Origin of the sequence: Komagataeibacter oboediens, from assembly GCF_018491655.1 — a bacterium.
Lineage (GTDB): Bacteria > Pseudomonadota > Alphaproteobacteria > Acetobacterales > Acetobacteraceae > Komagataeibacter > Komagataeibacter oboediens.
Genome location: NZ_JABLUU010000061.1, coordinates 79,082 through 94,516 on the forward strand (window position 1 = coordinate 79,082; position 15,435 = coordinate 94,516).

General features: G+C 59.5%; 10 protein-coding genes and 1 pseudogene. 9 read left to right on the forward strand and 2 right to left on the reverse strand.

Annotation, left to right across the window (positions count from 1 at the left end; translation table 11 throughout):
* Positions 1-870: 870 nt before the first annotated feature.
* Positions 871-1,809, forward strand: a complete 939-nt coding sequence (locus HNO79_RS16750) for a replication protein RepA (protein ID WP_082084927.1) — start codon at positions 871-873, stop codon at positions 1,807-1,809.
* Positions 1,810-1,896: 87 nt separating this feature from the next.
* Positions 1,897-2,580 (forward strand): annotated as a pseudogene (locus tag HNO79_RS16755) (IS630 family transposase); the annotation flags it as partial.
* A 547-nt stretch (positions 2,581-3,127) separates the two neighbouring features.
* Here the strand turns inward: HNO79_RS16755 and HNO79_RS16760 are convergent.
* Both HNO79_RS16760 and HNO79_RS16765 read right to left on the reverse strand, forming a co-directional pair.
* Positions 3,128-3,826 (reverse strand): hypothetical protein, encoded by a 699-nt coding sequence (locus HNO79_RS16760; protein WP_007400691.1) that lies wholly within the window; start codon positions 3,824-3,826, stop codon positions 3,128-3,130.
* Entirely contained in the window at positions 3,823-4,497 is a 675-nt protein-coding gene (locus tag HNO79_RS16765; RefSeq protein WP_232275864.1) for a ParA family protein, read from the reverse strand. Before HNO79_RS16765 ends, HNO79_RS16760 begins: the two co-directional genes overlap by 4 nt.
* Positions 4,498-5,046: 549 nt before the next feature.
* Between HNO79_RS16765 and HNO79_RS16770 the strand changes: the two genes are divergently transcribed.
* The 7 genes from HNO79_RS16770 to HNO79_RS16795 all read left to right on the forward strand — a co-directional run bounded on the left by HNO79_RS16770 (position 5,047) and on the right by HNO79_RS16795 (position 15,300).
* Positions 5,047-10,146: a lactate dehydrogenase gene (locus HNO79_RS16770; RefSeq protein WP_183481464.1), complete on the forward strand. Its 5,100-nt coding sequence runs from the start codon at positions 5,047-5,049 to the stop codon at positions 10,144-10,146.
* Between the two features lie 177 nt (positions 10,147-10,323).
* The gene (locus HNO79_RS16775; protein WP_183481461.1) at positions 10,324-12,249 is read left to right on the forward strand and encodes a ParB/RepB/Spo0J family partition protein; all 1,926 of its coding nucleotides are present in this window, start codon (positions 10,324-10,326) and stop codon (positions 12,247-12,249) included.
* A 183-nt stretch (positions 12,250-12,432) separates the two neighbouring features.
* Positions 12,433-12,771, forward strand: coding sequence for a hypothetical protein (locus tag HNO79_RS16780; RefSeq protein ID WP_025813057.1), 339 nt, complete (start codon positions 12,433-12,435; stop codon positions 12,769-12,771).
* Positions 12,764-13,177 carry a hypothetical protein gene (locus HNO79_RS16785; RefSeq protein ID WP_025813059.1) on the forward strand — a complete coding sequence of 138 codons (414 nt, stop codon included), beginning with the start codon at positions 12,764-12,766 and terminating at the stop codon, positions 13,175-13,177. Before HNO79_RS16780 ends, HNO79_RS16785 begins: the two co-directional genes overlap by 8 nt.
* 157 nt (positions 13,178-13,334) lie before the next feature.
* Positions 13,335-14,366, forward strand: coding sequence for a phosphoadenosine phosphosulfate reductase domain-containing protein (locus HNO79_RS16790; RefSeq protein WP_183481458.1), 1,032 nt, complete (start codon positions 13,335-13,337; stop codon positions 14,364-14,366).
* 31 nt (positions 14,367-14,397) lie between these two features.
* Positions 14,398-14,706, forward strand: coding sequence for a DUF5983 family protein (locus HNO79_RS17565; RefSeq protein ID WP_010515656.1), 309 nt, complete (start codon positions 14,398-14,400; stop codon positions 14,704-14,706).
* Positions 14,707-14,829: 123 nt separating this feature from the next.
* Complete coding sequence (locus HNO79_RS16795) at positions 14,830-15,300, forward strand: DUF3085 domain-containing protein (protein ID WP_025813101.1); 471 nt, start codon at positions 14,830-14,832, stop codon at positions 15,298-15,300.
* The last annotated feature ends 135 nt before the right edge of the window (positions 15,301-15,435 follow it).

Sequence of the window (15,435 nt, forward strand, 5' to 3'; positions counted from 1 at the left end):
TGATTATCTCCCTGCCGCGACTCACAACGGCGTCACTGGGTAGATCAGTTGGGATATCCGAGAGGGTCGATTCGCAGAGTCTGCGGAAATAGACAGGGCCATGTCACGCGTGATCACGGACGTCAGCCCCCAGTGTAACCACAACATCCAGATGAGGACTTTGGCGGGCGTAGCCCACGCCACGACATTATCCCGACAGACCGTAAAACGTACATCGACGGAGCCAGCGTCTCAACGCGCCACCCGACCAAGTGAAAGTTCTGAACACCTGTTCCAGGCTACATTCCCGCCAGAGTCCTCATGGAGTTTCTTTCAGAGGCAAAAACTGAGGACTCTGGCGGGAACATGCGACGCGCAAGGTTAATTTCTGAGATATGCCGGAAATCTGGAGCCGAAATAGATCGCAAAACGGTCCTCGAAGTGAGGACTCTAGCGGGGTTTTGTGCGCCAAAAACAGGTTCATCCGCCGAACATCAAGGAAAATCGGGCTGTTAGAAGCCTCCTAACCTGAAAATTTCTCAGTTTTGAGGACTTTGACGGGGGCCAAATTAGCGCTATCTGCAAATCGAGGACTCTGACGGGAAACTTGATGCCTTCAGAGATACCGATTCGCTACACCTCCCTTTTGCGAGGTGACCAACAGGGGACTGAGGACTGTAGCGGAAAAACTGAGGACTCTAGCGACACGTGCTTACGGAGCAAGCACGATTCGCATAAGTTATCCCGAGGACACTAACGGGACAAACTAATATTAGAATACAATTATCTTTAACTAGTATTAGATCCCGCTACAGTCCTCAGAGACATTCTGAACAAATCCGTGCATCATGGACGCAGAATCGAGCCAACATACATATGCCTAGGGGAGCCATGATGGCGGAAGTGCATGACTTGCTTCAGGAGCATGGTCGACAGCATGTACTCCAGCTGGACATGGACCGCCGTGTCGTTGATGCGGCCGCCGCATATCTGACGGACGAAGATGCCGGACTAGGTTTCATGTATAGCGGCTGGGCACAAGCACCGCTCCCACATAAAAAACAGCCCGACTCTGCACCTTGGCAGGTTCGCACCGACAGAGTTACCCTTCTCGTAGAACCAGGTCGACGAACACTTCCGAATGGGGAACTTCAATGGATTGGTGTCCCATACGGAAGTCGAGCAAGACTTATACTGCTATATCTACAAACCGAGGCTCTAAGAACCCAGAGTCGCGAAATTGAGCTCGGAAAGTCGCTTCGCGACTGGCTTAAGAAGATGAACATCTCTCCTGGCGGCAAAACGATAGCCGACGTAAGAGAGCAGGCACTCCGCATCACGCGCTGTCGTCTCACTTTCGAGGTCCAACAAGCAGGAAAGTCAGCATTAGTACAACAACTTATAGTCGACAAAGCACTGTTTACGGAAGATGGCGAGGACTCTAGCGGGGGACAACTTTTAGCGCGGACGAAGCTAAGTGAAACATTCTACGATCAGCTTCGTCGACATCCTGTTCCTATCCAGGAATCCGCAATTCGAGCGATCAGTAAACACTCGATGGCTTTAGATATATATTGCTGGCTTGCATATCGGCTGCATGTCCTCCAGAAGGACACGCCAATCACTTGGAAGGGTCTTCACGCCCAGTTCGGCGCTGGCGTAAAACGCCTAGACCATTTCCGTGATACCTTCTGCGCTCAACTCAACCTGGCACTAGCAGTATATCCAGAGGCGGCAGTCAAACTGAGTGCTGTGGGCCTAACGTTAGTTCCCTCACCTCCACCTGTTGAGCCAAAACGCACGGTAGTCGCGTTTCCTAGGTCCCGCTAAAGTCCTCACTCAACGTAGACGATGAAAACGTCTGCGTCGCATAGAGGCAAATCAGTAGACTAATTGCGGACGAACAGTCGAAGATAGCCGCATCGGGCTGAAACCTTCAAACTGTCGACGGACCCGCTCTTTGTCGACAAGGTTCGGGATATTGTCGGTCTTTACATGTCGCCACCGAACCGCGCGATCGTGCTGTGCGTCGACGAGAAATCCCAGATCCAGGCGCTGGACCGCGAACAGCCCGTCCTGCCCATGGTACCGGGCGTGCCGGAACGACGTACCCATACCTATCTCCGGAACGGTACGACGTCGCTGTTTGCAGCCCTCGACATCGCAACAGGTGCGGTAATCGGCAAATGCTACAAACGTCATCGTACCACGGAATTTCTCGACTTCCTGAAACGTATCGACGCTGAGATCCCTGATGACCTGGATGTTCATCTCGTGATGGATAACTACGCCACACATAAAACGACCACGATCAAGACGTGGCTCGCGCGCCGCCCGCATTGGCATGTTCACTTCACACCCACCTCGGCTTCCTGGATCAATCAGGTAGAGCGCTGGTTCGCCGAACTGACGCGCAAGCAACTCCAGCGCGGCGTGCATCGGTCAACAACCGCACTCGAAGCCGACATCACAACTTTTATCGACGCACATAACGAAAATCCAAGGCCGTATCGGTGGGTCAAATCAGCCGACCAGATCCTCGCCTCGGTGAAGCGCTTTTGTCACAAGACAATGAGCCGAACTTCAGATTCAGGTGACTAGTACTAGGCACTCTCGCGTGTAGTCGTCCTCAACGGTCAGCACGCGGAAGCGACATCCGTTGTCCAGCGCGAATTAGGACCGTCGGGCACCGGCGTCGGCGAGTAGGTGCCCATTTCCTATTTCTGGCCACCACACTAATGGACCGACAACCCTTCCTTGCGATACAACCGGAACAGCTTCTTGTGGATCAGGATTACTCCTTCGCATTCCAGAAAGATGTGCCGACCCTGATAGGGAAACTGGCATCGTTGCTCACGCAAGGTGGCGCGGTAGGCCGCGCACCTCGGTATCGCATGAACGGTACGACGCATAGCGCCACGTCCTTGGGTCGACGGTGATGAGACTACGGGCCCGTCCCCGCCGTTGCGAGTAATCCCGTTTGGACACCGCCTTAGTCAGAGCACTACGCCGTAATGCCGGGCGTCTCACGAGTTTCCTACTTGCTGCTCCTCAAGCCCACCGTATTTCGATCGTCTTGTGTAGAGGGTCGCGTTGCCGATCCCGTAATAGATGCAGGTGTTGGCCTCCTAATGCTCTCTCGAAACTTTTACTCGTCACCGATAAGTTCATCGATTTCACGTAAGCGCTTTCGGATGGCAACAAGCTGTTCCAGCATTTGGCGCCTGGTGGATCTAAGGCGCCGCGCCTCTGTTACGAGCGCGGCAAAATCAACATGAGATGCAGGCCGCTTGATTGACTTTCGGAATGCTATGATTGCAGAACGAGACGCGCTGGGTCCGACTAGGCCCTTTTCGCGCGCCGCTTCAAGCTCCTCTGGTCCCAGCAAAGTCAGCTGATACGCTGCACTATATGAACCCGGTAGTAACGTCTCGCTAATTCGGCCACTATCCACCATGCTTGCGATCCGACGCAACTGGGAGGCCACCGGTTCGGAGAAAGGGAAAAAGCGTTCGAAACTGGCTTTAAGACGGTTTTTTTCTTCTCTCGAAAAAAGTGCATTTTCTAGCGTATTTAATGCTCGGCCGATTTCCAGAAAGGAACGCGCAGCCTTTTCCCACGCAGATGTTACGGCGCGCTGGGTATCAAGAATGATCCGGATGCGGCCCTCGTCCTTCGCAAGGTCCGTTCCGGAAAATACTGATGCAATTGTCTCCAAGGTTTCAGAAGATACGGTGGTGAGTTCATGTAGCTCGCTAGGACGCGCATCAGATGGCTGTATTTCGTCAGCATCAAGGCCCTGCAAGGCTCGCAGCGAGATGCCGCGCGTCGAATTGGCTTTGCTCACAGGTCCAACTCCTGTCGCAAGTATGACCAGAGTGCGCCAAACGCTTCCGCGTTTTTGGGCCGACTTAGATCCATGACGCCTAACCCTTTACCATTTGCGAGTGATATTTCCTCTGCTTGGGCGATTTCTACGGGACACACGGGGCCGACATTTAGCAATTTGGAGCGGATAGTCGCGTAGGAACGAGTTCGAATATTCGCCCGATTAATGATGAACGCTGCTTTCGCACCGCTCTGTTTCAAATGGCGCATCCACGGTATCACGCTGTCTAAATCGTCTTGGCTTTGCTGGCATGGAACCAGAACAAAATCAGAACCTTCACACAAGCCCAAGATTGCTGTCATGTTGATTTCGATCGAGGGCGGCGTGTCGATGACAATAAAATCGGCGGAGGATTGCCTCGCCATTTTCAGGGTAGACCGCCAGTCATCAAGGGACGCGCGATGTACAGGAATATGGGACACGGCCGGAATACTCGCACGGACGCGTTCCCTGCGTTCCGCCCATGTGGCTAGAGTTGCCTGTTTATCCATATCCAGTCCTAATACTTGTCTGCCAGATTGAGCAGCTAAAACAAGTATATTCCGGGATAACGACGATTTTCCAACACCACCCTTTGGCGATGATAGCATCACGATGGATTGTTTTGATGGAGAGGGATGTTTTGTCATTGGGACCTTATCGATGCAGGAGTTCCGCGGACCGCCACCGTATAGAAGGAGTTTTTACAGGACAGCTTTCTGAAGACAAGAGAAGAGTTCCAAATCTTTTACGCCGTAAAAATTTTACCGCGTAAAACGCTTTTGTCTGTTGATTTGGTGCGTTGCTTGCGCAGGACGTATCGTCCGGGGTCACAGTTAGATTACCTATGGTCGGGAGCGCCAGAGCTTTGAGCCGATTGCCCGTTGTTTGCCGAAGAGGAACGGCCAAAAAAAGGTCTAAATAAGACAAAACTGCACCAGATCGGCCAGCGCGCCGCAAGGGGTAGCTCCTCCCCGTGCTCGGCGTCTGCGTCGCCTGCGCGCGGGTCCGGTGCTGCCGCTACGCGGCACCCTTGCCCCGCACTGCCCGACCCGGTTGCAATGAGAGCTGAAGGAAAGAGTAATCAGGCGACACAACCTGATTAGCACGCCCGTTCCTGACATCCCGAAAACCTGACCCGGAAACATCCCGGCCTGCAGAAGCAGCGCCGGGTGCCGGCGTTTGTACGGAGCACGGCCATGTCGTTCCAGCTCAACCTCTTCGGCACAACCGCTCTCGCAGATACCCAGAACGACCTTTTCTGGGGCGAACTTGAAGGCGAAGACGGCGCGTCCTCCGTCCCGCCTGCCACACCGGCCGCGATGGTCCTTCCCAAGATCGACTTTCATATGGTGGCCGACCGAGGCCTCGCTGACACCTGGAACCAGCGGGCCCGTGACAATGCACTGGCTATCGCGCTGCTCAAGGAGATCGAAGAAGCAGATCGAAACGCCGCGTCCCCCGAACAGATCGTCCTGTCACGCTTCATCGGCTTTGGAGCAGGAGAACTGGCGAACAACCTGTTTCCATCGGGAAGCGATAGCACCCGCCCAGGCTGGGAAGAGATTGGCGAGGCGATCAATGCCTCCACAACAGACGTTGAAAGGGCAGGACTGAAGCGCGCGACACAATATGCGCATTTTACGCCTGAACTGATCGTGCACGCACTCTGGAACAAAGTGCTGCAGATGGGCTTCAGAGGCGGTTCCGTGCTTGAACCCGGCTGTGGGACCGGTCTTTTCATCGCAGCCCGACCGGAAACGCTCGAGGGACGCATCGCCTTTACCGGGATCGAGAATGATCCGATTACGGCAAGGATTGCACGCAGGCTCTATCCGAACCAGTGGATCCGCAGCGAGGATTTCACGACAGTGAAGCTCGCAGACGGGTATGACCTTGCGATCGGTAATCCACCCTTTTCCAATCGCACCGTGCGTGGCCCGGAAGGTCTGGGGCGGCTTGGCCTGAGCCTGCATGACTTTTTCATCGCCCGATCCATCGAAGCACTCCGCCCGGGCGGCATCGCAATGTTCGTGACGTCCCGCCATACGCTGGACAAGACGGACAGCACCGCGCGCCGGACCATCGCCGAGATGGCTGACCTCGTGGGGGCGGTCCGGCTCCCCGCCGGGGCAATGCGCGATGACGCCGGCACGGACGTGGTGGTGGACGTACTGGTGTTACGCAAGCGCATGATCGGCGACATGGCCGATGACGAGACCTGGCTGGAAACCGACGCCCTTACGGATAGCGACCAGGGTAACGGTCCACTCCTCGTCAATCGCTACTTTCTCGACCATCCGGAGCAGGTGCTTGGCCATCACGGCTGGACCACCACCCAGTTCGGTCCCGATTACACATGCGACGCGCGTGCCGACGGCAGGCTCGATGTGATGTTGCCCGGGGCCCTGAGCCGGATCGGGCAGGACGTGCGCTTTCCGGAACCCCTGGACCAGCGTATTGTCCGGCCGGTGGGAGCCGGTGTGCTGGTCGGCACGGCTGCCGATGGCGCCCAACTGAAAGAGGGCTCCTACTTCGTCACGAAAGGCGTCCTGCAGCAGATCTGCGACGGACAGGCCACCACGGTCGCCATCAGGAAGGGGGATCAGAAGGATGGCCTCTTCCAGAAGCATGCCCGGATCATTACCGCGCTGATACCCGTCCGGGATGCGGCACGCGCGGTCCTGCGGGCGCAGATGGAGAACCTGCCCTATGGACGCCTGCAAGGTGACCTGAAGCGTGCCTATTTCAGCTTTGTCCGACAGTTCGGGCCGATCAACCTGATGAATGTGACGGTCCGCATCGATCCAGAAACCGGGGTCGAAAACGAAACCCAGCGGCGGCCGAACCTTACGCCATTTTACGATGATCCCGACGTCTGGCTGGTCTCGTCCATCGAGGAATACGACGAGGCGACACAGAAAGGCCGGATGGGACCGATTTTCTCGGAACGGGTCATTCATGCGCCTGTCGAACCCGAGATCCATTCCGCCCACGACGCCCTGGCCGTCTGCCTGCATGAAACAGGCAGTGTGGAAATGCCGCGGATCGCGGAACTGATGGGACAGTCCGAAGCTGAGGTCGCGGCCGCATTGGGGGACGCGGTCTATCTCGATCCGGTACGAAGCGTGGATGGTCGCGATATCTGGGTCACGGCTGATGAAATGCTCTCCGGCGCCGTGCGGACCAAGCTGGAAGAGGCACGCGATGCAGCCCGGATCGATGGGCGCTACGCCCGGAACGTCACGGCGCTGGAAGCCGTCCAGCCAGCCGATCTGCGTCCGTCGGAGATCACCGCGCGCCTTGGCGCTCCCTGGTTGCCGGTCAGCGACATCATCGCCTTTACCGCCGAAGTGCTCGGGGTCGAAACGGTCATCTATCACGCGCCTGCGGTCGCCTGCTGGACCGTGGAGAAACGGGCGTTCATGGGCAAGGCCGAGGCGACGTCAGTCTGGGGAACGGAACGGCGACATGCCGGCGAACTGCTGGAAGATGCCCTGACGCAGGCATCGCCAAAAATATGGGATGTCTGGCGTGATGGCGATGGCAATGAGCACCGCGAACTGAACACACAGGAGACGGAAGCCGCAAAGGAAAAACTGGCGGCGATCAGGCGTGCGTTCGAGACATGGGTCTGGCAGGATAGCGATCGGGCCGAGCGGCTGGTCCGGCTGTACAATGATACTTACAACAATCTGGTTGCACGCGCGTTTGATGGCTCCCATCTGCGCCTGCCCGGTGCAAGCACCACGATCAGCCTGCGCCCCCACCAGAAACGGGTCATCTGGCGGATCATCGCCGCGGGCGGCACGTATATCGCGCACGCGGTCGGCTCCGGAAAGACCTTCTCGATGGTTGCGGCCGTCATGGAGCAGAAGCGGCTTGGGCTGATCAGCAAGGCGATGATCGCCGTCCCCGGTCACTGCCTCGCCCAGATGGCCCGCGAATTCCTCATGCTCTACCCGACCGCACGGATCCTCGTCGCCGACGAGACGAACTTCGTGAAGGCAAAGCGCCAGCGGTTCCTCGCCCGGGCCGCGACCGGAAACTGGGATGCGATCATCATCACGCATGATGCATTCAGGTTCATCCCGGTAGAGGGGAATTTCGAACGCCAGATGATCGAGGCGCAGATCGCGTCTTACGAGGAAGTGCTGGAAAGCGTCGACGCGGCCGACCGCCTGTCGCGCAAGCGGGTCGAGAGCATGAAGGAGAAGATGCAGGCGAAGCTGGAAGGCCTTGCCGCTCGAAAGGATGATCTCGTGCATCTGGGAGAGATCGGCATCGACCAGATCCTCGTTGATGAAGCGCAGCAGTTCCGGAAGCTGAGTTTTGCAACCAACCAGTCCGACCTCAAGGGGGTCGATCCGAACGGCTCGCAGCGGGCCTGGGATCTCTTCGTAAAGACGCGCTACCTGGCGGCAAAAAATCCGGAACGTCCGCTGATCATGGCGTCCGGCTCCCCGATCACCAATACGCTCGCCGAAATGTGGACGGTCAGCCGCTATATGGATATTGAGGCGCTGCAGAAGCGCTACCTGCATGAATTCGATGCCTGGGCAGCCAATTTCGGCGAAACCCGTACCGAACTGGAACTGCAGCCAAGCGGGCTTTACAAGCCGGTCACGCGCTTCACCGAGTTCGTCAACGTAGCCGACCTCATGGCGATGTATCGCGACTTCGCGGATGTCGTGCAGCACGATGACCTGCGCCAGTACGTGAAACTGCCTGCGATCCGGGGCGGACGCCGCGAGATTATTGTCGCGCCGACAAACGATAACTTCAGGGCCTACCAGAAGACGCTGGCGGCCCGCATCAACGCTATCGAAGCACGCCAGGGGCGTCCCCAGAAGGGCGATGACATCCTCCTGTCCGTCATCACGGATGCCCGTCATGCCGCGATCGACCTGCGCTTCGTCGCCCCTCTCGCCGCGAATGATGACACGTCGAAGCTCAACCTGTTGATCGGGAACGTGTTCCGGATCTGGCAGGAGACATCAGAAAGCCGTTACAGCGATCCTGAAACCGGTCGGCCGTACGACCTGCCGGGGGCGGTGCAGATGATCTTTTCGGATCTGGGCACCGAGAGCGCGATGGAGACACGCGGTTTTTCCGCCTACACGTGGATCCGCGATGAACTGATCCGCCTGGGCGTGCCGCGCGCGGAAATCGCGTTCATGCAGCACTACAGGAAGAGTGCGGCGAAGCAGAAGCTGTTTGGTGATCTCAATGCCGGCCGCAAGCGGATCCTGATCGGCTCGACGGCGACCATGGGCACCGGCGTCAACGCCCAGCAGCGCCTCAAGGCCCTGCACCATCTCGACGTGCCGTGGCTGGTCTCCGACATCATCCAGCGCGAGGGCCGCATCGAGCGGCAGGGCAACCAGCACGCGGAAATCGAACTCTACGCCTATGCCCAGCAGGGTTCTGTTGACGCGACCAACTGGCAGCTCCTCGAACGCAAGCAGCGCTTTATTGGCCTTGCGATGTCAGGTGACCGTTCCATCCGGCGGATCGAGGACATTGGCGGGGAAGGGGGAAACCAGTTCGCCATGGCCAAGGCGCTCGCCTCAGGCGATGCCCGGCTGATGCACAAAGCCGGGCTGGAGGCCGATCTTGCGCGGCTCGAGAGGCTGGCGGCCGCCCATTATGACGACCAGTTCGCCGTAAAACGTGCCATCGACCGGGCCGAGCGTGAGATTGCGGGCGCGGAGCGCCAGATCCCGCTCATCGAGGCGGATATCGCCAGCCGTCAGCCCACGAAGGGGGATGCGTTCGTATTGCGCAGGAACAAGGGGGACCTCACCGAGCGCGAGAAGGCCGGGTCATGGCTCCTGTCCCAGGTCCGCCTGGCGGCGAAGAACGGTGAGGCAGGGGTCTGGAACCTCGGACGCATCGGTGGGTTCGCCGTCATGTGCGAAGCTGGGCCAGGCCGTCGCGTGTACTACGAAAAGCGCGCGGTCGACGTGACGCTGTTTGTGGAAGCACGCTCGGGTCGCATTGAGATCGCCGTCGAGGACGACACGAAGGGCCTTGGGCTGACGTCGCGTCTCGAGCATGCGCTGCTTCGGATCGACGACGCGCTCCGTGACGCAATCCGGATGCGGGAGGAAGCGCAGCGTCGCCTGCCATCCTACCGGGCCCGTCTGGGCCTGCCGTTCGCGGAACAGGCGATGCTTGATGAAAAGCGCGCCGAGCTGAAAGCGCTGGAAGACGATCTGGCGGCGACCGCGACCGATGAAGACCCGGTGCATGACGACACCGAGGACAGGGAGAAGGAAAAAGAGGCGGCAGCCTGAGAAGGGCTGCCATCTCCGGTCAGGCGCCGCAAGGGGTGGCGCCTCCCCGTGCTCGGCGTCTGCGCCGCCTGCGCGCGGGTCCGGTGCCGCCGCTGCGCGGCGCCCTTGCCCCGCCAGCCCGGTGCTGGCCGCCGGAGTGCATCAGGAAAGGCGTCCTGAGAACACGGAGTAAAAACCATGGAACTGCGCGAAGTTGATCCGAAAACCCTGCTCGACAACCCCGAAAACCCGCGGAAATCCGCGCCCAACGAGGCGGAAGAGCGCCAGCTGGCGCTGAACGTCAAGGCCGTCGGGATCATCCACCCGCCTCTGGTCCGCGAAACCCCGGGCGGCCTGATGATCGTTGCAGGGCATCGCCGCCGGCGTGCCGCGGTCAAGGCCGGCCTGAAAACCATTCAGGTGACGGTGGCAGGCGATGATGCGGAACTGGACCGGATGCGTGCCGCGTCGGAGAACATGATCCGTCAGCCCATGACCCAGGTTGAACAGTGGCGGGTTGTCGCCAGGCTCCGGGAGGAAAAAAAGTGGAATGACACCGCGATCTGCAAGGCGCTGATGCTCACACCGGTGCAGCTGAAGCAGATCGGCCGCCTGTCTGCCATCCTGCCTGAGATTCTGGCGTGGATCGAGGCGGGCAAGGGGCCCGGCAATCGTGAACTGGCGAGCATCGCCCTTGCGTCCACCGCGCTGCAGGAACAGGTCTGGGGCCATTTCGGGTTTCCGGTTGGCTCGTCGCCGCCCGAGGATGTCGAAGCCTGCGAAGATGAGGGCGAGCAACAGCCCGACGGAAATTGGGAACCCGGTGCTGCCATCCCCGATTGGGACCGGATTGCGTCAGCCCTGCGGCAGGACCGTTTTTATGCAATCGAGGCCTCGTTTGATGACGCCATTGCAAAAAGCTGCCGGATCGCCTGGCAGGAAGATCTGTTCGGTGAAGCCGGGAAGGACGGCCGTTATACCGATGACGGCTTCGCCTATGAGAAGGCGCAGCGCCAGTGGCTGGGTCAGAACACGCCTGAAGACGCATTGATCCTGCAGAGCGACGAGAACGGCGAGCCGATCTTCGAACCCGGCATGGTGCGGATCTACTGGCAGCGCGAGGGCGCCACGAAATTCTTCTGGCTCGATCATCGCCTGAAGGTTCGCGAGGGCTGGTGCGTCCTGCCGGGCAGCGAGGCGGCAGGCCGCGTGACGCCGTCCGCCGTCATTGAAGCCCTGCCCGAAGGGCCACGGGAACGGCCCGATATCTCGGGGCGCGGTTTTGACATGATCGGCAGTTTCCGCACCCAGGCGCTGCATGCCGCATTGGACGGCATGCGGGGCTCTGCCGATCCATGGGTCCTGGTCGGGCTGATGATCGCGGCCCTCAACGCGCAGAATGTCCGGGTGGACGGGGATTCCAACGCGCACTACCCGCAGCGCCGTCCGTCACGCCGGCTCGTGGCTGCCGCCGGACTGTTCCAGGATGGCGAGATGGCGCTGGACGAGGCGCTCCTGCGTGGCGCTGCTGTCGACGTGCTCAAAGCCGTTCTGTCCTGCGAGAAGAACGCGACGAATAGTGGCGACTGGGGTGTCCTGGTCGGCCATATCGTGAAAGCGGACGACCATCTGCCTGTCATGGCGGATGAAGACTTCCTGAAAACGCTCAGCAAGTCCGGCATCACGAAGGCCATAAAGGCGGAAGGTATCCTGCCGCGCAATACCGGTAAGGAAATGCGCCGCGCCCTGATGGACCATGTCGGGCAGGGGATCTGGGTGCATCCTGCTGCGCGTTTCCAGGTCGATGTCGCAGCGCTGAACGCCACCTTCGCGGAAGCGCTTGCCCCACCATCCGGAGCGGATGACGATGATGGGGAACTGGAGCATGACGACGATATCGACCCGGAAGACGACGTGGATGCTGGTGCGCGGACTGATGGCCCGGGAACCGATGATCCTGCCGCGACGGGCATTGAGCTCGATGAAGTGACTGACACGCCCACAGACCTGGCGGCAGATCAGGGGGATGAGGTGCCGCATGGCAGGGCGGAAAGTCCGGCTCCGCCATCGCAGACACCAGAAGAATTCCTCAGGACGCATGTTGAGTTTGTAGGCTTCAGCTGAGCGAGGCTGTTGCCGTCGTACGGCTCTGGCTCACGGCCCGTCGCCCCTAGTGGTGACGTCGGGCGGTGAGCCAGCAACGGCCTCTGGCAGGACGTCGACCGCGAAATTCTGCGATGCGCCCCAACCAGGCTTATCCGGAACGTCAGGTTACGCGTTCACCTGCGTCGGCGAAGGAGAACCGTGATGACCGATGAATACATGACGGAAAAGCGTCTGATCGGCAGGTATGTGGTTGAACTGGGTTTCCACCCGGATGGTGGGGTTCTGATCCGGACGCCTGAAATCTATCCGCCCGCGGCCCGCCGATGGCGGGGACCCTATGAGAGCGTGGAGGCGGCAGTAGTCGAATTTTCCGCTTTCACGGCGGTTCCCAGAGTCACGTCGGCCGAGCTGGCCCGGCTGAGAGAGCGCGGCTCTGTCACCGAAATCTGCGGAAAGGACGTGATGGTGTGGCACTGCCCATGGCGGGAAGCCAAGACACTGAGCGAATTTGTCCTGGTAAGGGAGGACGGCAATGCCTGATTTTCGTGTCACGCTGGTTGAGCGCCTGTTTGAAGCGGATGCCGGCGATTTTAGGGTCACGGCGACGGACGCCGAGGCGGCTGCGCGGATCGTTCTCGATGCGGTCCCCGACAGTGCGGACTCTGACGGGATCCGGACCACCATTCTGCCTGACGGTCAGGAAGTGGACCTTGAGGTCGAGGAAGTCGTCCATGGCGAGATCGTGGCCATGGTCCACGATGCCGGGACCGGCGTGCTGCAGGGACAGTTTGGGTTTTCCCTTGTTTTCAGCCCGGGCCGAGAGGCCGCCGCCGTTCTCGCCAGGGTGATGGATCGTGTCCTTGCGGATGACGGTGAGCGGGACACTCATGCAGCCTGCGTGGTGCTGCGCCGGTATCTGCACGAATACCTGAACGCGGACGCATAGGAAAAGCAGGAAGGCACAGGAAAAAATATGCCCGAAGGGCCATCGCGCCTCAAACGGTGGCTCTTGTCCCGCTCCGCGGGCCTGCGATGCCGGCGCACGCGCCGCGTTTGACCCGCGATATCCCTTCGGACCGCCAGAAGACATTCAGACAAGGAGAATGTCCATGATGACCGCAAGCCTGTCATCCCGCCAGGGAACTGTCGTGCCGGAGCCCGGAGAGAGACCTGACCTGGCGGGTTATGATCACGTCATCGTCGCCTGTTCCTTTGGCAAGGATTCCCTCGCCAGTACGCTGCATCTGCTCGAAAAGGGCGTGACGCCCCAGCGCATCGAGTGGTGGCACCATCTTGTGGACGATGACGGGGACGTTTTTGACTGGCCACATGTGCCCGATTACGGGCGGCATCTGGCTGCAGCCCTTGGCGTCAGGCTGTATTTTTCCGCGCGCCGGGGCGGGATCGTGCGGGAAATGCTGCGCGAGAATGCGCCGACCGCACCGGTCTGGTTCGATACGCCGACAGGGCGGGTCACTGTCGGTGGCAAGGGACCGCCCAATACACGACGCCGCTTCCCGCAGGTTTCGGCGAACCTGTCGGTCCGCTGGTGTTCCCCATACGCCAAGATCATGGTTGCGGATGGCGCCCTGCGGAACCAGGCGCGCTTCAGTCATGCCCGGACCCTGTTTGTAACCGGAGAACGCGCGGCGGAATCCGCGAACCGTGCCCGTTACGCTGTCTTTGAGCGGCACCGGGCAGACTGTCGTGATGGTCGGGCCCGACGGCATATCGATCACTGGCGCCCGGTACATGCCTGGAGTGAAGCGGCTGTCTGGCAGATCCTGCGTCGGCATGGCGTGATTCCGCCGCTTCCCTATCAGCTCGGGTTTGGCCGTCTGTCCTGCCTGGCATGTGTATTCATGTCTGCCGATCAGGCTGCAACGCTGCGTCACATGGACCCGGATCGGTTCGCCCGGCTGTGTGAGTGGGAACGCGCATTTGGCTGCACCATCCGACGCGACCGGGACCTCGGCACGCTGGCCAGTGGCGGCACGGTCTACGGCCCCGTGCGCCGGTACCCCGATCTGGTGCGCCGCGCGCTCTGCCACCGCTGGCGTGGCCGTGTCCTCACATCCCCCGAACAATGGGTCATGCCCGCCGGCGCATTCGGCGACAGCACCGGGCCGGTCTGACCCGCCTCATCTTCCAGCAGGGAGAAACCCGATGTTAGCGCCTTTCCAGATCCGGAAATTCCTCGACCTGAGCACCGGTCACCTTCCCCTGTCGGACCGTGGACACCTTGAGAGATATGCAAGGTCAGGTGGTTCCTTTGGCCTCACCTGCCTGTCCGGCCCGCACGGATGGTTTGTCCATGTCCCGCTGGATCCATACTCCCATGATTGGCCGGGGTCGCGGTCACTGCGGGCCATTCTTGCCCTGGCCCGGAATCACGACTGTGATTATGTCCTGTTTGATGCGGACGGCCCGGTCGATGCTTCGCTTCGTTTCTTTGATGACGATGAAGATGAATGATCGGCAACGGCATCGGGGGGCACTTCGGGCCAGATGCGCCAGTTTTCATTTCTTGAGGCGGTATACTTCGGTGTTCCGCCTTTTTTGTGTCCCAGCAAGGGGCTCATACAAAGGAATACTGCCATGAAACTTCATTTCGACCGTGCCCTGGTGGCGCGTCTTCTTGCGCATGCGCAAGCCGCGAGCGAACATTCCCCTACCTATGATCAGCTTGTTAACCCGGCCTTTCTCAAGGCTGGCGTGTCGTCGCGCCATCCGACCGGTGTGGATGTCGACCGTACCAAAATACCGGCAGGCCTCATGCTGGTTGGCGATCATGGGGTGTACCTGATGTCGAATGGTTATCCGGGCTTCAGTGACGCCGAGGGTCAGGCGAACCTTGTCGCCTATGCTGTCGAAGCGGACCCGCGCACATGTCCTGACGACTGGTACGATGTCAAACGCGTATCGTTTGGCGGTGACGATGGCGCGGAATTTCTTTCTGCCAACACCATCCGCAAGGCACTGGAGGCGACTGCGGGCAGTCGTTTGTGGATTGATGTCACGCCTGCGCAGATCAGTTGCCCCTATCTGGCATCCCCGAAAACACCCTGACGCGAACAAGCATATGGCGGATATCGCGAGGACTATTCTTTATTAACGTAAGCAAAAATGTGGATAACGGGCGAGGTCTGGGCGTAAAAAATAATAAAAATCATGGTAAATACGATCGGAAACGCCATGCTTAAC